We start from the raw sequence: 24,452 nt of genomic DNA on the forward strand, positions 1-24,452 counted from the left end.
AATTTCCTTAGTTTGTCTCCGATTATTTATCGCTCGTAGTCGCGATATTCAACAATTGCTGCAAACGTCTCTTGTTGTTCGCAAAGTTCATTGCTACCTCGAGAGATATTTTTCGTTGTAGATATAATCTTTTTAAATCTTGTTCCATCGTGCACATTCCGAGTTCGCCCGATTCGGACATCATCTGGTATATCTCTCCCGTGTTGGTATTCTTAATCGCGGCTCGTACAGATGGAGTTGCAATCATAATTTCCTTCGCAAGTACACGTTTCTTATCTAAGCTGGGTACTAATTTTTGAGACATAACACATTGTAAAACGTCGGCCAATCGCAGGCGGACGCGCTCTTGTTCGATGGGGGGCACCTCGCCGATTATTCTGTCAATACTATCGACTGCTGATGATGTATGTAGCGTGGAAAATACTTTATGACCGCTGTCTGTCACCTCGAGCGCCGTAAGAATAGTATCGGGATCACGAAGCTCACCGATGATAATAATATCAGGATCCTGGCGAAGCGATTGTACCGTACCTTCCTTAAATGAAAGCACATCACGCCCTACTTCCCGATGCCTGATGATACAACGATCAGATCGATGCACGTATTCAACAGGCGAGGCAATGACCACAGCATGAGCATCGATCTGGTGGTTATTCATATCGAGAATGCTATCCAGGGTTGAACTTTTACCTGAGCCGGTTATACCCGTGACTAAAATAAGCCCTTCCTTCGTGTGAGCCAGACTTAAAACTTTTGTAACATTGGGATGAAATTCGAGCGATTTGTATGGACGAACTTCGGCATTGATTGCGCGAAGATTTAGCGCTATCTGATCCAGATCGAAGTAAGTATCAGCCCTGAACCGATGCATTTGATCATTTTCGAAAATTGTGTATGAAAAATCAAGGTTTCGATTTTCATATAAAAATTGTCTTTGTCGTTCAAGCAGAATACTCTGGATAAGTACATTCATTTCATCGAATGTGAAAGCAGGAAGAGTTGGATCGGGTTTCTTTGTGCCGTGAATGCGGTACCAAATTTTTCCTTGGCTTCCAAATCCTCCAAGATCAATATCGGAAGCGGAGATTTCGAACATTCGCATCAGAAAACTATCGAACATCCGCTTAATAATCACCCGTTCTTCTTGAGATTGACGGGCAACCAGATCACCGATCAACATTTGGCGTTCGACGCCGTATGATGTTTCGGGGATGTTGCTTACTATCTGTTTTATTATCGACTTTGCTTCTTCAATCATATTTCTCTCTCAAGCTAAACTTTAACTCCTATCAGATAGCTGCATATACATTCATGGCGTGTAATATATGCAAAAGTTTAATTCTTGTCAAATTTTTTAAAAAAACGAAAAAAATTTCCATACAAATAAAAAATGCCTCGAAATTATACTTGATTTACCCATTTCGAGGCGAATTTTTTCTGCCTATTCAACGAAACTTATTCATACCATGAAACAACTCTGTATGCTTGCATCTTATTTATAAATGTTGCCATCTGAAGTGCTTCAACGCTATAACGGATATCGGCAGTTCCCTTCATCGTCAAGCTACTACCCGAAGGTCCAGTAGCCAAAACTGCACCCCAAATTTGAGGTGTGCCGGTAGCAGATGAAACTTCAACAGTGGTATTTTCGCTGTAGGCAATAACCAGCCCATAGAAATCGAAAGTTCCAACAAAATCTATATCACCATGAACTATTAAAACACCATAGAACTTACCACCTCCACCAAACTTCGCTTTGCCATCCACATAACCAATAATTGGAGTTGATGGAGTACCATAATTACCAGTATTATTACTACCATTTGCAAAAACAACATCAGCGCTGCTTATATATTCCGGCACATAAGAACCTGGATCGTCAGGGGGATTCACAATTATTTTTTTTGGATCTCCGGTAATGTATCCACTACTTCCGGCAATCAATAAACTTTCAGCTTTTGAAATAACAGAAACACCGTTAGTATCTAAAGCCGAATTACCTCGGGTACCATTCATATTATAGTTTTCACCGTAGATATGTGGATTACCGTTGAAGTTTAGTTGAAATCCGTCTGAACATAAACCAACTGCAGAATTTATTTTTGGAAATGGTTTCGGAGATCGCGATAAACGCAGTTTCATTCTATATATCGTGTCCATGTAAAAAGCTCTGCTCGTCATGTCAAACAATTTTCTTGTCACGGGATCTACTACCTGAACAGTAACAGTGCATTTCCCAGCCATTACACTCGGGACTATTTTTGCTATTTCATTTCGTTCGAGTGGATTTACGACCGATGAATCATTTGTATCCAGTCGGCGCAACAGCAAGTTAACTCCTGTATGGGCGATGTTTCTGGAAGTTGAATACTTCATGAAGCCCGTAACGTTTTCCGATAGTTGGTTCTTAGATCGATTAATATTGAACGAAATAATTCCAACAACCACAGATAGACCTAACACAATCAATAATGCCATTTTCCCCATAACTATAACTCCTTCATATTACTGTAAATTTCTAGGATAAATTAATTTTTGATACATAGCATGAGTATATGATCTACCTCCTGCTCGAGTTGTGTCAAAGGGTTCGGGACTCTCTAATCGTAATCGTATTTTTACGGACCTAATCTTATCGAGATTCGCTCCCGTTATAGGAAATACGAGTTTTGTATCTGTCGAATCAAAGTAAGCCAGTGAAAAATCAATAACGCTGTAATTAATATAAACTTTTGTAATATTTTCTATGCGGAACAACATTTTATCCAGAGGATTTTTTGAATTTAAAACATAATCACCCAGCCCATATTCCACAATGTCAGTAGCACCCGAAATGTCTTTAAGGTTGGTTTTAAATTTAATATGTGAACTCTCCGCAATTGTTATTGCAGGTCGGGCGGCACCTGTGATTGTATAACCAACTTTATAGAAATCGAATTCTATAATACGGGCAAGTTGAATAGTTTCCATCTGAGTATTGAACTCTACCATTCCGCGATAGTTTTCATCCGATAGATTGATATTTACATTCATCACCATTAGAATTATCATTCCCGCAATCACGGAAGCAAATATTATATCCAACATCACTGTCATATATATCTCCTTTTATAAATAACGCCGGTATATGGCTATATCAGAGAGTTGAAGATAATAAGGGCTTGCCCACTCATCATAATTTCTATCGTCGACTGCAAGGTTCCTATGACGTACATAAACATTTACTTTTTTTAAAAATGTCTGTGAACCCGATTGGATATCCGGATTTGACTCTGTAACATAAATTACTGTGACTTTTACAGTAAAAAGACCCAACGATTGTGAATAATAATAACGTCGATAGTTATGATAATCATCTATATCATTATAATAAATAGCGGAGCGATAGCTAATCGAAGTATCGGGTGGTTCTGGTTGAGGAACTAAATTAACTTCATTCCTCGGCTCATTTGTGGTAATTCCAACCTCAGGTCCCAGACGAGCAATTGTTGTAAATTTTGACTCTTGTCCCGGGAATACTTTGTTTATCACTGTAGCCGAATCGAATTGAGCGGTTAAAATTTCATCGAGCATAGATTGTGCTATTGAAGTTGCCGCGAGCGAGGCTTCAGCTTGTAGAATAGTCGTTGTTTTGCTGATTATCAGTGAATTCACAGACATCGATACAATCGATAGAAGTGTTAATGCGCCAATTACTAGAAGCAGTTGTCCGGTATTCATAAGATTACTATTTCTTTTTAATCAAGTTACTTCAGTTACTTGCGACATTCAACCCAATTGTGATAAATATCATATGGAACTCAATCTTCCGTTGTAGTAGCAATTATTTCTTCTAATGTTGTGGCCCCTTCCATCATTCTTTCCATACCTGAGCGGCGCAATGTCCACATTCCGTCTTTGATCGCTTGTTCACGAAGCGCATTCTCATCAACTTCGTCTCCTGCGGTTACTATCAATTGTTTAATTTCACGTGTAAAATATAATGCTTCGTGGATGGCCGCCCGCCCTTTCCAGCCACCATTACATTTTTCACATCCGACCGGGGCATAAAATGTAGCACTCTTTATCATTTCATCGGTAAATCCGAACTTATTGAATATTTCCTTATCTTTCTCGGTCATCTTCATAGGTTTTTTACAAAGTGGACATAAGGTTCTTATCAACCTTTGTGCGACCACAATATTTATAGCATACGCGATCAGAAAAGGTTCTATCCCCATTTTAAACAGACGTGAAATTGCGCTCGGTGCATCGTTTGTGTGCAATGTTGAAAATGTCAGATGTCCCGTGTTTGCAAGCTTCACAGCTATTTCGGCTGTAGTTTTATCGCGCATCTCACCAACCAGCACAATATCAGGATCGTGACGGAGAATACCGCGTATCGCAAGATCGAAATCCATCTTCGGTCCAATTTTTAACTGCCTTGCACCTTTAATTATATATTCTACAGGATCTTCGACCGTTAAAACGTTTACAGTCGGATCTATGACTTGATGGAGTGCGGCAATCAGTGTTGTACTTTTTCCACTTCCGGTTGGACCTGTTAATATCACAATTCCTTGAGGTTTGGAAATTGCTTTGTAGAAAAAGTCGCGCGCCGGTCCTTGAAGACCGAGTTTGTTGAGATCGGTGATAACTTTACGGTCATCTAAAACACGGATAACAATACTTTCGAATTTATGTTTGAACTCGGTACCAACGATCGGCATGATTGAAACTCTGAAACGGATCTGGTGCCCGTCGATTGTTCGCTGGATAAAACCGTCCTGCGACATTTCACGCTCAAACCGATCAACATTTTTCGATCGGTCTTTTACAACGGCAGCAACTGCTTCAGGCATTGTATTTTCCTGGACATGCCATATTTTCAAATTGCCATCGAGCCGCATCAGGATTTCGGTCCTGTTACCTTCTTTCCCGATTATATGAATATCGCTCGATCCGGACCGAACTGCTTCGACCAGACATCCTTCCACCAAATTGACAAGAGCGCTTTTGTTAATTTCACTTTCGAGTGTTTCCTCATCAACGCTCCCCTCATCTTCCACACCAGTTTGTAACTGAACGTCGGCATTCGCAAGCAACTTAAGAAATTCATTCTCGGGCGGCACTACTTGTTCTAACAGGTTCTGCAAGTCTTTCATCCTGCAGTAACAAACCTCATATTTTTTCACGCCAAAATTTCTTGCCACCGATGGTATGTTTCGATCGGTTGGATCTCCTGCAATTATTATTAATTTATCCGGTTGCTTTTCATCAAACTTCAGCGGCAACATTTTAGTCTGAATCAGAAGATCGCGGTAATTTTCAGGTAAAGTATCTACATATTTTTTAATAAATTCAATCCGCGGCGGATCGACGAGTTCATCGCTCAGGTAAATTTCTCGAAAGGCATAGAGATTGGCGACTTCCCGAAAAACCAGATCGTGATCTATTCGAAAATCGGTTACTAATATTTGCCCCAGATTGCGACGTGTTTTCTTATCTTCACTTTCGCGCACACGAAGCGATCTTTCAAGAGTTTCATAATCTATGATACCCTTCTTCAGAAGCGTGTAACCTATTTTATCGGTAATATCAACATCTGCCATTTTATTTGTCCAAAATTACATAGTACCGTCAATCATTTACCACCCATGCTACTTGGGTGGAATGTAGCCGTTTCAGAAGATACGAGTGTCAATAAAGTCAATACGATCATGATTATCATATTCACCCAAAGTTGGATAAAATCGATCGCGTTTCTCATTTTATAATTTGTTTCTTTTTCATAATACTCGGCGAGCTGTAATGCGGTGTGTTTTACAGTACCGGTTTCAGCGCCGGAATGGAAACGGGATATCGCTGTTTTAGTGAAAACGTTGCTTGCCTCGAACGCCTCGGTGATGCCGGCGCCTCTTTCAACCATCATCGGAATTGCAATTGTTTTTATCTGGTGTTCCATATATTTATTACTGCACGCTTCGGCAGCCATCCTGATCACGTCGATGTTCTCACCTGCCCCGCTATATAAAGCATAAAATACACGGCAAAAAATTTCGATTGCCGATTTATGGAGCAAAGAACCTAACACCGGGATTTTCCATATGTATTGATCGAGAATAAATCTTCCTCTCTCAGTAGTAAAAAATCGGATTGCAAACACAATCGGTATCAGCGTGAGGATGAGTATGACAAGAAAATTATCTTGAAGAAAATAACTCATTTGCAATGAATAGTAGGTCATAGGAAACTGACGCATATCCACTTTTAATCTGACAAAGACTTCAGCCATATCCGGGAAAATGAATCCCACATAATAAACGCAAGCACCGAACAATGCTACCAGCGTTACTGCGGGCATGATGAGTGCGCTCTTTAGGTTTTTTTTGAATTCAGCGCGTCGCTCAAGGAATTTCGCCGTGCTATCGTAAATCTCAGCCATATTTCCGCTCTTTGACGCTAGCCCTAGCATGTGCGCGGCAAATCTGCCCAACACCCCTTCTTGTTTAACAAAAACTTTCTCGCTGTCTTTACCTTGTTTCAATTCATTATTGATTTCACGGATAGAATCGCGGAGAGTTTTATTTTCGATGTCATTTACCATAAGTTGTAAAATCTCATTGTATGGTAATTTCTGACGGATGAGATCTGCGCTTACCCGAACGAATGTGACAATTTCTGCGTTGGGAGGTTTAATTTTAAAATCAACTGTCTTCTTCCGCACGCTGAGAACACGGAATCCCATTTTGGAAAGGGCATCCTGAACTTCCTCTTTGGTGAAAGCTTTTTGCTCACCCAGCAACGGTTTTTCTCCGCCACGCTGAACTTTATATAAGAATGTAGCACGCGGCAGAACACGTAGCAACTTAAATTTTCTCGTCGCAGCCATTTGCTGCGATTTTTGTTTTGCAACACGAGGATTCTCGGCTTCTATAATTCCCTGTATCGCTTTTCCAGAAGTCGAGATACCCTCTATCCGAAATTCAGGCATTGAACCACTCCGTTTCTATTTTTCTACTATTTTACAACTGCTCGTCCGACCCTATCGACCTTGCTTGTTGTATCAATCGGCGACGATATCTTTTGCCGAAGCAATCTACGTTACATTTTTTTAAAAAGCAACCTGTATATTAACCAGATCACAATTGGTTGCTTTCAATCACCTAAGACAAAAATGCTTTGCCAGATTTCGAGGATCATCGTCCTGTTACATCTGGCAAAGCAAATATATCGGCGCTCCAGAACATCTCATCTATAATTTGAGATGCCAAAGCTATACTATATTAATTACCAGCCCGAACTATATGACAGAGTTGTCTTTCCGGTCGAATCAACCGTACAATCTGAGGTATAGCTTGAACTGAGCGATGAGACACCACGGAAAACGATTGTTGTGGCAGTTCCGGCAGTTTGAATTGTGTAAGTACCGTTATCATCCGATGCCATCTTAGTTGGTACAGTATAATTAACATACGATCCACCGCCTCCGCCCATGGTTGTCGGACGAATTTTATATTGGTATGCATTAGCTGCAATATTTACCAAGCTCGATGTAACACCGTCTTTATTCGCTTGTGTACTGTGTGCACCGAATTGTGAAATACCAACTGCGATGGCTATACCGACGATTATAACGCCGAGTATGATAAGTAGAAGTTGTTGCTGACCCATAATAAATCTCCTTTAGATTGTTGTTGTGTGTTATTTGATGTTTAATAATTAAATAAATTTTTGTGTTCTACCAACCGTTATAACTTATAGATGCTTTACCCATACTATCTATTGTGCATGTTGCATTCCAGCTTGAATTTTGAGATGAAGTTCCGCGTATTTGTATTTGTGTAGCTGTTACTGATCCAAATACCTGATACGCACCGTTCTCATCGGATTGCAACTTTACCGGTACAGAATAACCTACATACGATGGAAGCCCACCACCAAGTGTTCTGGGTCTAATTTTATATTCATATGCGTTCGCTGCTACACTCATCAAGCCGCTGGTTATTCCATCTTTATTCGATTCAGTACTCTGAGCGCTAAACATTGTTACACCCACAGCTATCGCTATTCCGACTATGATTACTCCAAGTATTAAAAGTAGCAATTGTTGCTGTCCCATTTTTTTTATCCATCATTAGTTATATTTTATCGCTCAATTATTTTGTCTTACCTCTATGGTCTCAATTGATATGCCAAACATGAAAGCTCCATAAAAAAATGGTAAAATTGTTGAAAACGATGAAATTTTAGATAATATTAAAAAGTATCGGATTACAGATAAAAAGACAAAGGTAATTTCTACCTGATGATAAGAAATAATTACTGGTTATTGGATGATCAAAGGTTATTATCTAATATCCGACACACCCCTCGCTAAGAATCTGCCATGATTTGAACTCCCTCTCCACGTTCTATCCGCGACAATAACTTTACCACGGGAAAGAACAACTGAAGCATCTCCTCTGATTTCTACTCCCTCATACATATTGTAGTCGACTCTCATATGATGAGTACTTGAAGAAATTCGATGTTTTTTGGTAGGATCCCAAATTGTAATATCGGCGTCACTACCAACTGTTATAGTCCCTTTTTTAGGATACAAACCGAATATTTTCGCCGGTCGGGTTGAAACAAGATCGACCCAACGATTCAAAGAAATTCTTCTATTATTTACACCACCTTCGAAAAGTAAATGCAGTCTATTTTCAATCCCAGGTCCGCCATTCGGAATTTTTGAAAAATTATCACGTCCAAGTTCTTTGTCCCCAATAAAATTAAAAGGACAATGATCCGTTGCAACTACATCAAGAGTATTCAATCTTAATCCTTCCCATAATGCTTCTTGATGATTCTGTTCACGCACTGGAGGTGTAAATACATACTTCGCACCTTCAAAATTTGGTTTATCAATATCATTCGTCGATAGGAACAAATACTGCGGACATGTTTCTCCAAGAACCGGAAAATTCATTTGTTTTCCTTCCTCAATTTCTTTTAACGCATCGGATGAAGAAACGTGAACAATATATAAAGGCGCTTCGGCTTTTGCCGCAAGGTCGATCGCTCTCTTCACCGCAATCGCTTCAGTTGATGGGGGACGCGTTAACGCATGATATTTAGGTGATATATTCCCAGCTCCAAGAGCTTGCTTAACACGTGCCTCAATATCATTTCCATCCTCTGCGTGCAGACAAATTAATCCTCCGTACTCGTTTGAAATTTTTAGAGCTTGAAAAATCGTTTCATCATCTACCATCAACGATCCGGGATACGCCATGAATAATTTAAAACTGGTAACACCTTCGCTCATAAGATATTTGATATCTTCGTCGAATGAATTCCCCAATTCTGTAACAATCATATGAAAACTATAATCTATAGATGATTTACCAGAAGCTTTGCTATGCCAGAGTTCCAGAGCATTTTGCATTCGCATTCCTCGCGATTGTGTTGCATAATCTATTATAGTAGTCGTTCCACCAAAAGCGGCGGCACGGGTTCCTGTTTCAAAGTCATCGCGAGAAACAATATTACCCAACACCATATCGAGATGCGTGTGCACATCCACGCCACCGGGTATAACATATTTTCCTTCCGCATCGATTGACTCAACTTCATCTAAATATATATTTGGTTCAATACGTGATATTTTTTCATCTTCTATTAAAATATCTTGCTGCGAAACAGATTCCGCTGTTATAATTGTTCCATTCTTTATCAATAATGCCATTAATCCATATTCCTTTGAAATATTTTTTCGATATGAGAAAGTAACTGATTTTAAATCTATAGTCAAGGATTGCTTTTCCGTTCGGTTTGACGTATATTTTCGATGAAGGTGAATCTACTTAAAGTCAGAATAACAATATTAATTGGAAAAGGATAAGCGCGTGGATAAATTCATCATTACTGGAGGAAATACACTTAATGGGTGTGTAAAAATTGGCGGTTCAAAAAATGCGGCATTGGCGCTCATGCCTGCAACGCTTTTAGCCAGCGGAAAATATCAGTTCGATAACATGCCCGAACTTCGCGACATTTCTACCATGTCGAAGCTCCTCGAAATGATGGGTGTGGATTCAGATAAGCATAATCAGTCCCTATCGATAAATACATTTCGCGTGAATAAGTTCGAAGCTCCCTATGAGCAAGTGAAGAAAATGCGTGCTTCAATTTATGTTTTAGGTCCGCTCGTATCAAGATATGGATACGCGAAGGTTTCATTACCCGGTGGTTGCGCGTGGGGACCGCGACCTGTTAATCTTCATATTGAAGGAATAAGGAAGTTGGGCGCGAAGATCGAGATCGATCAGGGATATATCATCGCGAAGGCAAACAGATTGAAGGGTGCGCGGATTGCTTTTGATGTTTCAAGTGTCGGCGCCACAGGGAATGTGATGATGGCGGCTGCTCTTGCAAAAGGAACATCGGTGATTGAAAACGCAGCCATCGAACCGGAAATAATCGCTCTCACAGAATTTTTGATCAAGATGGGGGCGCGCATCGACGGTATCGGAACGACACGGTTAGAAATCGAAGGGGTTGATGCGTTGCATCCTGTTAATGAAAGTATGATTCCCGATAGAATTGAAGCCGGAACATTTTTAATAGCCGCCGCGCTGACCGGTAGCAAGATCAAAATCGAAAATTGCAATCCAAACCATCTCTCTTCCCTTTTGGCGAAATTGGAAAAAGCAGGCTCGAGATTACAAATAGGATCGGATTGGATAAAAATTCAATCACCAAAAAATCCTAATCCTGTTGATGTTACAACTGCGGTATATCCGGGATTTCCAACCGACATGCAAGCGCAATGGTTGTCACTAATGTCGGTTGCAAAGGGATCATCAGTGATTACCGATACGATATACTTCGACAGATTTAAACATGTACCTGAATTAATCCGACTTGGCGCCAACATTGAATTAAACCGGAACACTGCAATAGTTAAGGGAGTGAAACAACTTAAAGCCGCAAAGGTAATGTCGACCGACCTGCGTGCCTCTGCAAGCTTGGTACTAGCCGGACTGATAGCAAAAGGAAAGACTGAAGTCCTCCGCGTTTATCACCTCGATCGCGGATATGAACGATTAGAGAAAAAATTGCAGACACTCGGGGCAAAAATAAGAAGAGTTTCCGGTAAAGAATATTAATTTTATTTCCGATCATTTTTTAATGCAAGAATTAGAACCCGATCCGAGAGATTATCGCGAGACGCTTTTATCTGAAGCGGTGAATACCGAATCACCGCAAATGAATAAGACACTCTCTGTTTTTCGGACTTACTGGAAACAATTATTCATTCTATCTTTATGCACTCTATTCATTTACGGAATTACCGTCACATACGATTTTGTCAATTACGATGATTACTACCTTGTTTCCCAGAACGAATCATTCCTAAAAAATCCGGGAAATATCATTGCCTCGTTCTCGACCAGTGCATTTACATCATGGCGACAAGAAAGCATCTATTACCGTCCGATACTTTTAATAAGCTATATCCTCGACTATCAAATTTGGAAACTAAATCCGGCAGGATATCATGCCACAAACATCATCTTACATCTGATAACAGTAGCATTCATTTTTTTTCTATTTAACTCTCTTTCTAAACAAATATGGCTCGCCTTAATTGCCGCTTTATTTTTCGCCGTCCATCCCATAAATGTTGAATCGGTTGCGTGGATTGCGGGCAGAAATGATATTCTCCTCGCGCTCTTCGTCGTTTTGATGATTTATTGGTATCATCTGCATTATGAAGTTGAAGAAAAATCGAACCGATATTTTATTCTGAGCGTCGTTGCTTTTTCTCTCGCCTTGTTCACTAAGGAATCAGCCGCGTTTTATCTCGCATTGATACCTTTATACGAACTTGTCATAAAAAAAGAACCTCTTCAATTATTATTCACAAAGATTAAGATTAAAAAATTCTCACTGTTGTTATCTCCGTTGATCATTTATCTTCTTATCCGAATTTTACTTTTGGGGAAAATGATTGGCGCGGAAGAGATGTACGGTAAACTTCCGTTCTGGAGTCGGGTTCAGATTCTTCCGGCTATACTTACAGAAAATATTAAATTGCTTCTTGCTCCAATAAATTTATCGGTTGAGCATCCACTCGACCAATTGCTCTGGCTCGAATCTCCATGGAATATAATAGCGTTGATCGTTACGATCACGCTCTCAATTTTATTTATTTTCTCTTTACGCCAAAAAAATGTTTTTAGTTTTGCTTTGCTATGGATTGGCGTCGGTTTGATACCATCTTTAAATATTATACCATTGGCTGTTCCGATTCTCGAACATCGCCTTTACACACCGATGGTTGGATTTGCTTTCGTTTTTGTAACGCTTATTTCAAGTATCAACATCGGAAAGAATTTCCTTACAACAAGAATAGCGGTAATATTGTTGGTAATTGCCTTTACAATTTCTTCCTTTTTGCAAGTTCCTGTTTGGAAAAATAGCGAATCGTTATGGCTTAATGCTATCGAGAAAGCTCCGACCGCGAGTCGATCATACTTTAATCTTGCAGGACACTATTTCGACAAGCAAGAATACGACCGATCAATTATTCTCTTAAAAAAATATATCGAATTAAAACCTGATGATTTTTTAGGATATTCAAAGTTGAGACAGACTTATTACATATCGGGAAAAATACCCGAAGCTGTCTCGGTGTGTAGAACACTTATTTCACTTGAACCAAAAAACGAGAATCGTTACATCGAATTAGCCGCGTTGTTCGAACAACTGAGTCTTCCCGACAGCGCAATCAACACTTACCTTCAAGCGTTGAATAAAGATTCAATTTCATACCGCATTCATGAACGATTGGGATTACTGTACGCAAATCTGAATAACCGAGAAAACGCGATACAATCGTTGCTGCAATCTGTCCGCATCAAACCGGATTATGCTTCCGCATATTTCAATCTTGGAAAAATATACTCTATGATAGGGAAAACCGACAGCGCGTTGATCATGATTGAGCGCGGAGAAAGTTTTGGGAAAATACCGACCGATATGGTTCAGTTAAAAAATATTCTGCTTGGCTCCAAATCGGATAAGTAACATTCCGAACAGACCTTAATTTATTATCTTTGCTTTTCTACCAAAATTTGGCGATATTGAGGCACTTTCTCATTAATTTATATTAAAGGAATTTTAATAATGACAACAATAATAGAAGTTTGTGCACGCGAAATCCTTGACTCTCGAGGAAATCCAACACTTGAAGCCGATGTTGTTCTTGAATCAGGTATAGTCGGGCGTGCAGCTGTCCCTAGTGGCGCCTCTACTGGCGAGCATGAAGCTATGGAATTGCGCGATGGTGACAAAAATCGATATAATGGAAAAGGAGTTCAGAAAGCCGTAAAAAATGTAAATGATATTATCGCAGATAAAATTATTGGTTTCGATACCCTTGACCAAAGTGGCATTGATAAACTTATGATCGCAATTGATGGAACAAAAAATAAAAATAAACTTGGGGCAAATGCAATTTTAGCTGTATCTATAGCCGCCGCTAAAGCGGCTTCATTATCGCTACAAATACCACTATACCGCTACATAGGTGGAAAAACAGCGAGAGTACTGCCTGTCCCAATGATGAACATAATGAATGGCGGCAAGCATGCCGATAATAATTTGGATATCCAAGAAATTATGATAATGCCTTTAGGTGCCCAAAATATTACAGAAGCAGTTAGGATGGGATCAGAAGTATTTCATTCATTAAAGAAAGTTCTAAATTCAAAAAATTATTCAACTGGTGTTGGTGATGAAGGTGGTTTTGCGCCAACCGTGAAATCAAATGAAGAAGCAATGTCACTGATAGTTACCGCGATTGAGAATGCAAGGTATGAACCTGGCAAGGACGTAAGTTTAGCTCTCGATGTCGCAGCGAGCGAATTATATAATAATAAAGGTTACACATTAAATGCTGAGAAAAATTTTAAAAATAGGCATGCGGAAGATTTAGTAAAGTACTACGAATATCTCGTTAATAAATTTCCTATCGTGTCAATAGAAGATGGTTTTGATGAAAATGATTGGGATGGTTGGAAAATCGCAACTGACATTCTCGGAAAATCAATTCAACTCGTGGGGGACGATTTATTTGTTACAAATGTGGATAAATTATTATTGGGAATTAACAAAGGAATATCAAACGCAATAATAATAAAACCCAATCAAATTGGAACATTAACAGAAACTCTATGGACGATTGATATTGCAAAACGAGGGGGATATAGATGCATAATATCCAACCGATCTGCCGAAACAGGAGAATCCGTCCTTGCAAATCTAGCGGTTGCTACTAATGCAGGTCAGATAAAAGTAGGTTCCGTGTGTCGGGGGGAGAGAACTGCAAATTATAACGAATTAATTAGAATTGAAGAAGAACTGGATAATGACGGTATATTTGAAGGTCATTATACGCTTAACAAAAATTTCAGCTTAACACGAAAGAATTCCAATAGTAAGAATAAATAATTATGTACAACTATTTATTTGGAGCACCTAAATGCCTCATTCTACTGTTAAAATTGATGAACTAATAAACGATCATTCAAAATGCTTAGAAGATTGGTATCGTGGTACATACGCAGTTAGCGCTGCCCCAGGAATGCCAGTCGCTAAAATGCCAGATATCAAAAAAATCGAATTTTTATTTAATGAATGGTTTAATGCAAGAAGAGAGCAACTAACAAATTTGATCTGCATCGAATGGGATTATCCATCAAAACGATTGGATCCAAAATTTCAAGATATTGTACAATTGACCGCTGCGTTGGCAGATTATCTTGTGCATTTCAAAACAATTATCCCCGCACCTTTTTCAACTGCAGTATTATTAATACAGAACGGCCTTGATAAACTTTGTAAAGTTTTGTAGTATTTATGACATTCGCAAGGTTACAAAAGAATACAAAATCTACCGTGTTAATATGGAATAAGAAACAATTAATTGGAACAGGTGTAATTATAACATCCTATGGTCTTATTGTAACTTGTTCACACATTCATAGGAATGAAAAAAAAATCTATGTTGAAATAAATGGTAGGAAAATTGAAGCTAACGTATATAAAATATATACGAATAAAGATGTAACTGTTCTGAAGTGTTTAGGTTTCAACTCATTAGTTCATGCTGACTTATCAGATAATAGAAATCTATTCGTAGGCCAAAATGTTTATGTTATTTCTCCATCAATTCAACAAGATGATTACGCAAAAGACCCTGCTCCTAACTTATTGACAATAGCAACTTCAATTGCGCAAGTTTTATTAAACAAAAATGGAGATATTAAACATTTTAATTTGACCATGCCAGTTAAATCGGGCGATAGCGGCTCAGGTATTTTTGATGATAAAGGTATGCTGATTGGTATAATATCCACAAAAATGATCGACGGTGTAGCTGCTGCAATACCAATATTTTTCAATAATATTAATGCTGACCTTATTTTTAATCTAAAATTATTAATCCGATACAAAAAAAAAATATATTATTATCTGCAAGACCAAGATATTTTTAAAAAATATATTTCTCTTAGATGCAAAATAAAAGGAAATGGGACCTGTAGCTTATCAAACTTTGTAATAAATAAGTGGCTCAAAGACAATTCAAAACAATTCTTAGCTATCTTTGGAGAATTCGGATCTGGAAAATCTTTTTTTTGTTATCGATTGTCACATCTTTTAACCGCTAATCCAGATCCTGGCACAAAGATACCGATAGTTATAAAGCTTAGCGAATTCAAGGGTTCTAATCAACCAACTTTGAAACAATTCCTCTTAGCACAAATCTCTGAGAAATTAGGATTTCATTTTTTTGATTGGGAGGCTTTGGCGAATCTTTTGAATTCAGGAAAAATTTTATTGATTTATGACGGTTTCGAAGAAATGAGTTTAAAAGCAAGCCGATTTCATATACTCGATAATTTCAAAGAAATTATTTCTACTTTTACACCAGGTTTGAAAGTAATACTCACATGTCGGACGCATTACTTCAGATCTGAAGAAGAAGAAAAATTACTCACAAAAAGCGTACGTCCTGATGTCGTTGAAAGCTTACTAATGGAATATAGCAATCCTAGAAGTGTATCATTAATCTATCTACTACCATTTCGAAAATCCGATGTCAAGAAATATCTAACGCTATCAACTGATCACTGGAGGAGTATTTATGCTAAAATCAATGATCCAAAGTTCTACAACCTTACCGATTTAGCCAAAAGACCAATACTTCTCAATGTAATTGCTGAAACAATAACTGAATTGGATTTCACAGAGAATAAGATTACAGTAACTTCACTTTATCATCGATATGTTGAATTGTGTTTTTCGAGAGAATATGCTAGAACTGGTATGTCATCAGAAAAACAATTCGAATTAATGGAGAATCTGGCTTTTGAAGCTTATCAAGAAAAGATAAATTATCTAACAGTGGATTTGATGAATAAAGTCATATCAATACAAAATCCCCATGATAGCTTTATGGATTCTGAGCTTTTTATTAGGAGTTATCCTTTTTTTAAAAAAGAAGAAGATAACCATCAAAATTTGCATTTTATTCATCAATCTTTCTTTGAATTTTTCGTAGCCAAAAAAATTGCTTCCAGTATTGAGGCACGATATCATAAACTATATTCAACAGAGTATTTAACAACTCCAATTGACAAATATCTTGTGGAACTTCTAGAGAGCAGTGGTACCCTTAAAGTTATACAATTATGGCTCAGCAAACATCAAGATGTCAACGTAAGAATGAATTGTGCGGTAACTTTAGGCAGGACTGGGCGCAAAGAATTTATTGAGATCCTAAACAATTGTCTTCTCACAGAAAAAGATATTGGAGTCGCTGGTCGCATTTCAGAAGCACTCCATTCTCTGGGTAGCAACGAATCACTAAATACGTTCCTATATAACATTGATAAATACTCAGAGGTAGAAATTGATACGGGAAAATCAGAAAGCCATTCTTTGCTTTATGATATAGTGCAACCCCTAGAAAATATTGATTCAGATATAGTTCGAAAAATAATAATGAATTTAAATCACCCCAATCCAAGAATTAGAAAATTTGCTGTTTTTATATTAGGGCGTATACAATCCCCGCTCGCGACTGAATCACTCTTACTATTTTTAAGGAACAAACACGAAACAATTCGGGCACGGCGTTATGCTGCAGCAGCTCTTGGCTATATAGGTGATAGAAAATCTTTGAAGGTATTGCATTCGATCATTAAGGAGGAAAAAAATAAATATTTTACCGCTGAGTGTATAAAAGCCATTAAACGTATTAAAGAAAAACGTAAATTATGACGATTCATCTATTAATTAGATTATTCTTCAGAGTTGCGAAATATAATCAGCTAATACGTATCGAGGAAGAGCTTTCTTCAAATGCTATCTTCCCCGGAATAAGCGCTTTTAAATAAAACGTTTGCAATCTGTGTTTCTCTGCGGTAAAAAGCTCATCGTAGAGGTGCAGATGAAATTGGGTCTAAACAAAAAGGAGATAAAAGTATGAACCGCTTGATTATCAGCTTCTCGATCATAATGATTTTCTGGAATCGAGCATATTCACAGGGAGAGGATTCAACAAGTTTTGTGAACGTCATCAATTCGTTACTCGGCAGGAACCAACCGAAACTTGGTTTCATGTCGCAGTTTGCCGCTGAAGTAAAAGATGACGGCAAAAACACAACGAGTGAATTCACGATACGATCTCTTCGTATGTATTTGACAGGTTCGGTCGATGAAAATTTTTCTTATTATTTTCAAGGAAATTTGAACGGAACATTTTCGCTTCTCGATTTGAAGTTGATGTATAAACTTAACGATCATTTTCGAATCGATGCAGGGAAACTCAAAACACCGTACTCAGTCGAATACCTGCTGAACGATGCGCGTATCTTCTTTACAAGTCGATCCACAGTTGCAAGTACGATAGGACCATTCAAACAAAATGGCATGCAGTTGAACGGATCTTTCCTCGATAAAAAAATACTGTTCACAGTCGGCGCCTATAACGGCGACAATGCCGTGAAGAAAAACATTTCTCTCTTTGTTGGAAGAGTGTTGCTCAAGCCGATTAAAAAAGAAGAAAATGAGATGGGACTACAGCTTGAATTTGGTGGCAGTATGGCATACACAAAAGAGGAAGATGATTTTTCCAGTCTTCCATTTTACGGAAAGAATCATAATCTCAACGGTCTTTATTCCAGAATAATGTTCAAAGATTATTGGTTAGAAGGGGAATACCTTAATGCTGTCAGCAATTCTCAAAAAACTCGTGAGGGTTTTTATCTCGATCTTGGAAAGAAGTTAACTCCCGAGATTGAAGCAGCAGTACGTTTTGACTGGTATGCAAAATATCCGAAATGGATTTACGATATATCACGTAAATATATCGCCGGACTGAATTATTATCCCTTCAAGGAGATCAAACTCCAACTGAACTATGAAAGAGATCAAACGTTGAAAGTTAATGCCGGTTATTTAAATTTTCAGTATGCAATAAATTTTGAATAAATAAACAGAAAGAAATATGAATCACGATATCAAATTTGGAACAGACGGCTGGCGCGGTAAGATTGCGGAAGATTATACATTCGATAATGTCCGGCGTTGCACTCAGGGCTTTGCCGATTATTTAAAATCTACGCACTCATCCGATAAATTGCAACGCGGCGTGGTGGTTGGCGGTGACAGGCGTTTTCACTCTGAAAATTTTGCTATTGCTTCTGCTGAAGTTCTCGCGGCAAACGGAATCCACGTTCACTTTTGCGGGGGCGGTGTGCCAACACCGGTTATTTCATTCAGCGTGAAAGCCCGTAACGCAATAGCCGCAATCAACATCACTGCAAGTCACAATCCGCCTGTTGATAATGGTTTCAAGGTTCGTGACGAAAACGGCGGTGCTATTGATCCCGACGGTTTGATAAAAATTGAAGCGCTGATTCCAAATGATATTTCTTCAGTTAAAAGAATTAAATTCGATGACGGAATTGCCTCAGGCAAAATATTAAAATTCAACGCCGATGAAGATTATATTAAACAAATTAAAAAGTTAGTCGATCTTGAGCCGATTAAACAAGCCGGCTTTAAAGTTTTAGTCGATCCGATGTGGGGCAACGGCGCCGGTTGGTTTACACGGCTGATCGGTGGCGGTAAAACTCAGATCATCGAAATCCACAGCGAACGCAATCCTATTTTTCCCGAGATGAGCAGACCTGAGCCGATTCCGCCGAACATAGATGCGGGTTTAGCAAAAGCAAAAGAGATCGGAGCCGATGTTGTGGTCATAACCGATGGCGATGCGGACAGGTGCGGCTTCGCCGATGAGAACGGAAATTTTTTGGATCAACTCCGAGTGTACGCCTTGCTTGCGATGTATCTGTTAGATGTTCGCAAACAGCGCGGCGCGATTGTGAAAACACTATCCACTACTTCTATGCTTGAAGCGCTTGGAAATATTTATAACGTGCCGGTTCATGAAACAGGTGTCGGCTTTAAATTTGTAGCTCCAAAGATGATGGAAACAGATGCGATAATCGGCGGCGAGGAAAGCGGCGGTTATGCTTTTCGCGGACATGTACCTGAACGCGATGGAATTTTAGCGGGACTTCTCTTCCTCGATTTTATGGTGAAGACGAAATTGAAACCATCACAGCTTCTTGCAAAATTATTCGAGAAAGTTGGTCCGCATTATTATGACCGCATAGATACGATCATCGAGGCAAGCCAAAAAGATGGAATCCTGAAAAATCTTAAAGAAAATCAACCCAAGAAGTTAGGGAACTGGGAAGTTGCGAAGGTGAATCTTACAGATGGATTTAAATTTGTACTGAACGACGGCAGTTGGCTCTTGATCCGTTTCTCCGGCACAGAACCGCTTGTGAGAATTTATTCGGAAGCATTGAGTAAAGAGCAAGTTAAGCAGCTTTTATTGGCGGGGAAGAAACTTATTGAAGGATGAATGCTGAAGGATGAGGGATGATAGCGTTAAGGATAAAGGATGAAGTTTAAAGGATGAGGGATGATAAGATGATGGATTTGAGGAAGAGGACGAAAGAGTTTGCTTTGATGATAATAAAGATTTACTCCTCTCTTTCAAAGACAACAGAAAGTCAGGTTTTGGGAAAACAATTATTAAGATCGGGCACATCTGTTGGCGCTCATTATCGGGAAGCATGCCGCGCTCGATCAAATGCGGAATTTATCAGCAAATTAGAAGGTGGTTTACAGGAACTTGAAGAAACTCAGTATTGGTTAGAATTATTTATTGAAGCAGCTAATTCAGAATCATCTGCGTTTCGAAATGTGTTAAAAGAATCGGATGAATTAATCGCCATATTCACAACTATCGTTAAAGAAGTAAAGCTTAAAGGCAAGAAATGACATTTCGAATAATACATTTATTAAACGGATTTCATCCTTCATCCATCACCCTTCATCCTTATAAAGATTAGCGATGAATCATATTTTTCAATATTCGCTGATTATATTACTGTTGTCGTTCGGCTTGTCTGAGACTTTCGCCCAACACTCAATCCAAAAACAACTTCCGTCAAAAACAAACTCCAACTACGGCAAATATAATTTTTCTTTCAAAACTCTCGACGGTAAAACAATAAAGGTCGGCGATTTTGGAGGGAAAATATTGCTCGTCAATATTTGGGCACCGTGGTGCGAGCCGTGCAAGAAAGAATCGGAGGGTCTCGCCAAGCTTTACAAAGAGTTTCATCCAAAAGGATTCGAGGTTGTTGGCATTGCAGTTAAGACTACTGAAACCGCCGTACGTTCATTCATACAAGAAAATAACGTAACATGGCAAATAGGTATTAAAGATGATCTTTTAAATATTTACAAAACTGTGGGCTTGCCGCAAAGTTATCTTTTCAACCGAGATGGTTCTCTTATAAAAGAATTCGTCGGCTATACTGCCGAAGAAGCGTTACGCCAACAGCTCGAGCAAATTTTAAAACCAAAAAAATAATTTTACTTCAGTCAACCCCATTGAGGGGATGTTGATTATGCAAGTAGGCCAAACCCGATGTAGCCGCAGGTCCGAAGGATCCCTTCGGGACTTCCTCATCCGTTCTAGTGAGTTGAATGCCTGCGGTGTCAGCTCAACAACTAAACCGCAATGTTGCGTTACCCCAATCCTTAATTGAAATACGATAAAGCAATATTGAATTATCACGGTACAGTATTGAATTGTAACGAAACAATATTGCTCCACGGCAATGCAGCATTGAACTGCGCCGGTGCAATATTGAATAACGACAATGCAATATTGAACTGCCTCAAAGCAGTATTGAATTACGGCTATGCAATATTGCATCACGACGATACGATATTGCATTACGACAAAACTATATTGAATTGCAGCAATTCAAGTAAGAGAAATGCCAAAATTGGCTTGTTTTGGCAGATAGCGGTTTTGACCTCTTAAAAACAGGCAAATTTTGAGGTGGCGAAATTTGAACCTTGCGAAGGCATGCCCTGAACGAAGTGAAGGGTCTACATAGGCAAGGTTTTCAACTTGTTAAACCTCCGGTATCTTTCCATGAAAAGCGTAAGAAAATACCGGAGGTTTTCTATGCTTTACTTTATTTGACATTTTGCCGCATCTTTTATATTTTGCATATCACGATTTAGAGGATTAGAAAAACGGGAACTTACGCAAAAGGAAATTATAATAGAACGATTATGGCATGTGTGGGAATAATGATGAACTTACTAAGAGAGACGAATATGAAATGACTAATGAATAACAATTTTGCAAAATTCGCATAATGCAAAGAAGTGCATGTTGCGGTATAAGCAGTAATAATCCCATAAACTAAAGAATGATAAATATTATGCAACAGAAATCAAAGACTTTAGCTGACATACTCTTCCCTGAACGGGATGAAACAGATAACGAGCTATTAAATGTTCCACCAGAACAAAGAAAACTTCATACTGAAACATACGATTTTTCAATTTCAACAATTTACGATTATTTAACTTCAAGTAGAATATTCATTCCGAGATTTCAGCGGAAATATATTTGGAGCAAAGGACAAGCATCCAGATTGATTGAGTCCTTGATTATTCAATGCCCCATCCCAGTTTTATATTTTAGCCAAACGACAGATGAAAAATTTTCAGTAATTGATGGAAACCAAAGACTAAACAGCATAAAGCTGTTTATTGATAATGGTTTTGAATTAACGGGACTTACAACTTACCCCGATTTGAATGGTAATACGTTCAGCTCATTAGATCCAAGATTTCAAAGGCATATATTAAATCGAACGCTTAGATGCATTGTAATCCTGAAAGAGACACATCCTCAAATAAAATTTGATGTTTTTGAACGAATTAATACTGGCTCGGCTAGACTGACACCACAAGAACTTCGCCATGGCATTTATACTGGACCATTTATAGACCTGTTGGATGAAATTGCAAAAGACAAACTTTTCTTGAAGTTGACTCAAACCTCAAAAGATACTAGAATGAAAGCAGAAGAGCTTGTTTTAAGATTCTTTGCTCTGAGTGAGAGCTTGAGCACATATACAAATCCATTCGTTACTTTTCTCAATAATTACTGTGAACAAAACAGAAATATTGATAGTATTAAAAGCAAATCTCTCAAAACATCCTTCTTGAACATTTTAAATAAAATAAACTTGGTACTTGGGGAATATTCATTTAAGGTTTATGATGTTAATCTTAAAAAGATAAGATTTAATGCGGCTTTATTCGATGCCCAAATGATTGGTTTTTTCAAAAAGAATCCATCAGAATCTTGCATTGAATCTATAAATAAAACTGAATTTATAAAAAATCAACAGGTACTTTTTAAAAATGAGGATTTTTATAAATGGATTACGGCAGCAACCACAAATACAAATGCGGTAAAAAATAGAATTAGCGACTACATTGAATTCATAGACAAAGAATGTAAATAGTTATGCCCTATAAGAAAAGCATATGTAGGGCTGATTTTGAGGTTAGCCAAAATAAATTAATCTCCTCTGCTAGAAAAATAAGTTTGAAAAGATTGAATATTGAACCATCCATACAAACTCAGGTATTTCAATCATCTATATTTCTGTTGTGTGCAATGATTGAACAATATATTCTTGAGATACACGAACAAATTTTATTTAAAGTTTCAAACCAAAACATTTCATTCTCTAATTTTCCTGCAAAGACAAGAACATTAGCTCTCCTAAGCAAACAGATGGGTCATTTTCGCAAATACTTTCATCAAAACGACGAAAGGGAGCTAGCGAAACAACTTGAAATTACTCAACAACTTTACTCAGTTTTAGATAATAACCAAATCTATAATAATCAATTCAATCACGAACTAATTGTTCATCATAATAAATATCCATCGATAAAGAATTTAAAAATTGTATTCTTTAGATTTGGCATAGATAACATTATTTCCGAAATGAACAAGCGTGGTAAAAAAGACTATGAACTATTAATAAAATCTTTTTTGGATGTTAGGGAATCAATAGCTCATGAATTACCACCATCTCTAACTCATATCGATGTTAGACGTCATTTTCACAATATTTCAGACTCAATTGATAAAATAGATAGAATTCTATTTACTCACGTAAAGAAATATTTTGGCCCAAATTGCTGGCCAACATAGTCCGGATATAACTGAATAGAAATAATCGACTGTTTTTGGCGAAGTACCAATGATAAGTTAATTAATTTTATAAATTTATTACACACTTTTTATCTCAATCATGAATAAACCCCAGCCATCAGAATACTCCTGCCCCCACTGCAACACAACTGTAAATCAAGAAGATAAATTTTGCCCCAACTGCGGCTCACTTTTTATGGATAGGTTTGTATGCATGAATCACGGATCAACAGAGGCGGAAGGTGTTTGCGTTATCTGCTCAAAACCGTTTTGCAAAAAATGCGGAAAAGAATCGGTCAAAATTTTCCTTTGCGATCCGCATTGGCAATATGAAATCCACGAAGGTATGGCAAGAGTTTTCGGTTGTTTCGATAATCTTCACGCCCAGCATGTAACCTCATGTTTGGAACAGGCGGGGTATCATCCGTTTCTTTACTCAAGAATGTTCAATCCCAACGCCGATCTTGTCTCCATAAGCGGCATGACTCGTAATTTTGGCAATCATCCCATCAATGAGTTGAAAGTACTCCTCCCTTTCTCCGAAGTTCTCAGGGCAGAAGAGACTTTAAAGCAGCTTGGTTTTAACGGGTAGAGTAGCTGACTAAAAAGTGACTTTACTGTCACTCCCGCATGATTTAAGCGGGAGTCCAGTCACCAGATTTATTCAGATTCCTGGATTCCCGATAGAAGCATTCGGGAATGACAACACTAAATTTACTTATAGACAATTCCTTAACGAAAATGTCTGTTCTCCGCCAGAGGCGGATACTGAGGAACACCTGCCTGC

General features: G+C 38.3%; 22 protein-coding genes and 1 pseudogene. 14 read left to right on the forward strand and 9 right to left on the reverse strand.

Going from position 1 to position 24,452, the window contains the following annotated elements:
* Positions 1 to 22: 22 nt before the first annotated feature.
* The 9 genes from HZB59_03535 to hydA form a co-directional block, all read right to left on the reverse strand.
* The gene (locus tag HZB59_03535; protein MBI5020486.1) at positions 23 to 1,258 is read right to left on the reverse strand and encodes a PilT/PilU family type 4a pilus ATPase; all 1,236 of its coding nucleotides are present in this window, start codon (positions 1,256 to 1,258) and stop codon (positions 23 to 25) included.
* A 197-nt stretch (positions 1,259 to 1,455) separates the two neighbouring features.
* Positions 1,456 to 2,478: a hypothetical protein gene (locus HZB59_03540; protein ID MBI5020487.1), complete on the reverse strand. Its 1,023-nt coding sequence runs from the start codon at positions 2,476 to 2,478 to the stop codon at positions 1,456 to 1,458.
* A gap of 27 nt (positions 2,479 to 2,505) precedes the next feature.
* Positions 2,506 to 3,096: a hypothetical protein gene (locus HZB59_03545; GenBank protein MBI5020488.1), complete on the reverse strand. Its 591-nt coding sequence runs from the start codon at positions 3,094 to 3,096 to the stop codon at positions 2,506 to 2,508.
* A gap of 12 nt (positions 3,097 to 3,108) precedes the next feature.
* On the reverse strand, positions 3,109 to 3,720 hold the full coding sequence (locus HZB59_03550; protein ID MBI5020489.1) for a hypothetical protein: 612 nt from the start codon (positions 3,718 to 3,720) through the stop codon (positions 3,109 to 3,111).
* A gap of 80 nt (positions 3,721 to 3,800) precedes the next feature.
* A complete protein-coding gene (gene tadA, locus HZB59_03555; protein ID MBI5020490.1) occupies positions 3,801 to 5,591 on the reverse strand; it encodes a Flp pilus assembly complex ATPase component TadA in 1,791 nt (596 codons plus the stop codon).
* 32 nt (positions 5,592 to 5,623) lie between these two features.
* Positions 5,624 to 6,973, reverse strand: coding sequence for a type II secretion system F family protein (locus HZB59_03560; protein ID MBI5020491.1), 1,350 nt, complete (start codon positions 6,971 to 6,973; stop codon positions 5,624 to 5,626).
* Between the two features lie 296 nt (positions 6,974 to 7,269).
* Positions 7,270 to 7,653 carry a hypothetical protein gene (locus HZB59_03565; protein MBI5020492.1) on the reverse strand — a complete coding sequence of 128 codons (384 nt, stop codon included), beginning with the start codon at positions 7,651 to 7,653 and terminating at the stop codon, positions 7,270 to 7,272.
* Between the two features lie 67 nt (positions 7,654 to 7,720).
* Complete coding sequence (locus HZB59_03570; protein ID MBI5020493.1) at positions 7,721 to 8,101, reverse strand: hypothetical protein; 381 nt, start codon at positions 8,099 to 8,101, stop codon at positions 7,721 to 7,723.
* Positions 8,102 to 8,329: 228 nt separating this feature from the next.
* Positions 8,330 to 9,712: a dihydropyrimidinase gene (gene hydA / locus HZB59_03575; protein ID MBI5020494.1), complete on the reverse strand. Its 1,383-nt coding sequence runs from the start codon at positions 9,710 to 9,712 to the stop codon at positions 8,330 to 8,332.
* Positions 9,713 to 9,872: 160 nt separating this feature from the next.
* Between hydA and murA the strand changes: the two genes are divergently transcribed.
* From murA to HZB59_03645, 14 genes and pseudogenes are all read left to right on the forward strand, one after another.
* Positions 9,873 to 11,135 carry a UDP-N-acetylglucosamine 1-carboxyvinyltransferase gene (murA, locus tag HZB59_03580; GenBank protein MBI5020495.1) on the forward strand — a complete coding sequence of 421 codons (1,263 nt, stop codon included), beginning with the start codon at positions 9,873 to 9,875 and terminating at the stop codon, positions 11,133 to 11,135.
* A gap of 22 nt (positions 11,136 to 11,157) precedes the next feature.
* Entirely contained in the window at positions 11,158 to 13,059 is a 1,902-nt protein-coding gene (locus tag HZB59_03585) for a tetratricopeptide repeat protein (protein ID MBI5020496.1), read from the forward strand.
* A 99-nt stretch (positions 13,060 to 13,158) separates the two neighbouring features.
* Positions 13,159 to 14,484, forward strand: coding sequence for a phosphopyruvate hydratase (gene eno, locus HZB59_03590; GenBank protein MBI5020497.1), 1,326 nt, complete (start codon positions 13,159 to 13,161; stop codon positions 14,482 to 14,484).
* 31 nt (positions 14,485 to 14,515) lie between these two features.
* Entirely contained in the window at positions 14,516 to 14,887 is a 372-nt protein-coding gene (locus HZB59_03595; protein ID MBI5020498.1) for a hypothetical protein, read from the forward strand.
* 5 nt (positions 14,888 to 14,892) lie between these two features.
* A complete protein-coding gene (locus HZB59_03600) occupies positions 14,893 to 17,319 on the forward strand; it encodes a HEAT repeat domain-containing protein (protein ID MBI5020499.1) in 2,427 nt (808 codons plus the stop codon).
* Between the two features lie 29 nt (positions 17,320 to 17,348).
* Positions 17,349 to 17,435: pseudogene (locus tag HZB59_03605) on the forward strand (hypothetical protein).
* A gap of 88 nt (positions 17,436 to 17,523) precedes the next feature.
* Positions 17,524 to 18,531: a hypothetical protein gene (locus HZB59_03610; protein MBI5020500.1), complete on the forward strand. Its 1,008-nt coding sequence runs from the start codon at positions 17,524 to 17,526 to the stop codon at positions 18,529 to 18,531.
* A gap of 16 nt (positions 18,532 to 18,547) precedes the next feature.
* A complete protein-coding gene (locus HZB59_03615) occupies positions 18,548 to 19,978 on the forward strand; it encodes a phosphoglucomutase/phosphomannomutase family protein (GenBank protein ID MBI5020501.1) in 1,431 nt (476 codons plus the stop codon).
* Between the two features lie 68 nt (positions 19,979 to 20,046).
* A complete protein-coding gene (locus tag HZB59_03620; protein MBI5020502.1) occupies positions 20,047 to 20,400 on the forward strand; it encodes a four helix bundle protein in 354 nt (117 codons plus the stop codon).
* A 73-nt stretch (positions 20,401 to 20,473) separates the two neighbouring features.
* The gene (locus tag HZB59_03625) at positions 20,474 to 20,998 is read left to right on the forward strand and encodes a TlpA family protein disulfide reductase (GenBank protein ID MBI5020503.1); all 525 of its coding nucleotides are present in this window, start codon (positions 20,474 to 20,476) and stop codon (positions 20,996 to 20,998) included.
* 174 nt (positions 20,999 to 21,172) lie between these two features.
* Positions 21,173 to 21,457 (forward strand): hypothetical protein, encoded by a 285-nt coding sequence (locus HZB59_03630; protein MBI5020504.1) that lies wholly within the window; start codon positions 21,173 to 21,175, stop codon positions 21,455 to 21,457.
* A 397-nt stretch (positions 21,458 to 21,854) separates the two neighbouring features.
* Positions 21,855 to 22,964 carry a DUF262 domain-containing protein gene (locus HZB59_03635; protein ID MBI5020505.1) on the forward strand — a complete coding sequence of 370 codons (1,110 nt, stop codon included), beginning with the start codon at positions 21,855 to 21,857 and terminating at the stop codon, positions 22,962 to 22,964.
* A gap of 2 nt (positions 22,965 to 22,966) precedes the next feature.
* A complete protein-coding gene (locus HZB59_03640) occupies positions 22,967 to 23,665 on the forward strand; it encodes a hypothetical protein (GenBank protein MBI5020506.1) in 699 nt (232 codons plus the stop codon).
* Between the two features lie 100 nt (positions 23,666 to 23,765).
* The gene (locus tag HZB59_03645) at positions 23,766 to 24,257 is read left to right on the forward strand and encodes a zinc-ribbon domain-containing protein (protein MBI5020507.1); all 492 of its coding nucleotides are present in this window, start codon (positions 23,766 to 23,768) and stop codon (positions 24,255 to 24,257) included.
* Positions 24,258 to 24,452: the final 195 nt, after the last annotated feature.

This window comes from Ignavibacteriales bacterium (genome assembly GCA_016214905.1).
Classification (GTDB): domain Bacteria; phylum Bacteroidota; class Ignavibacteria; order UBA10030; family SZUA-254; genus PNNN01.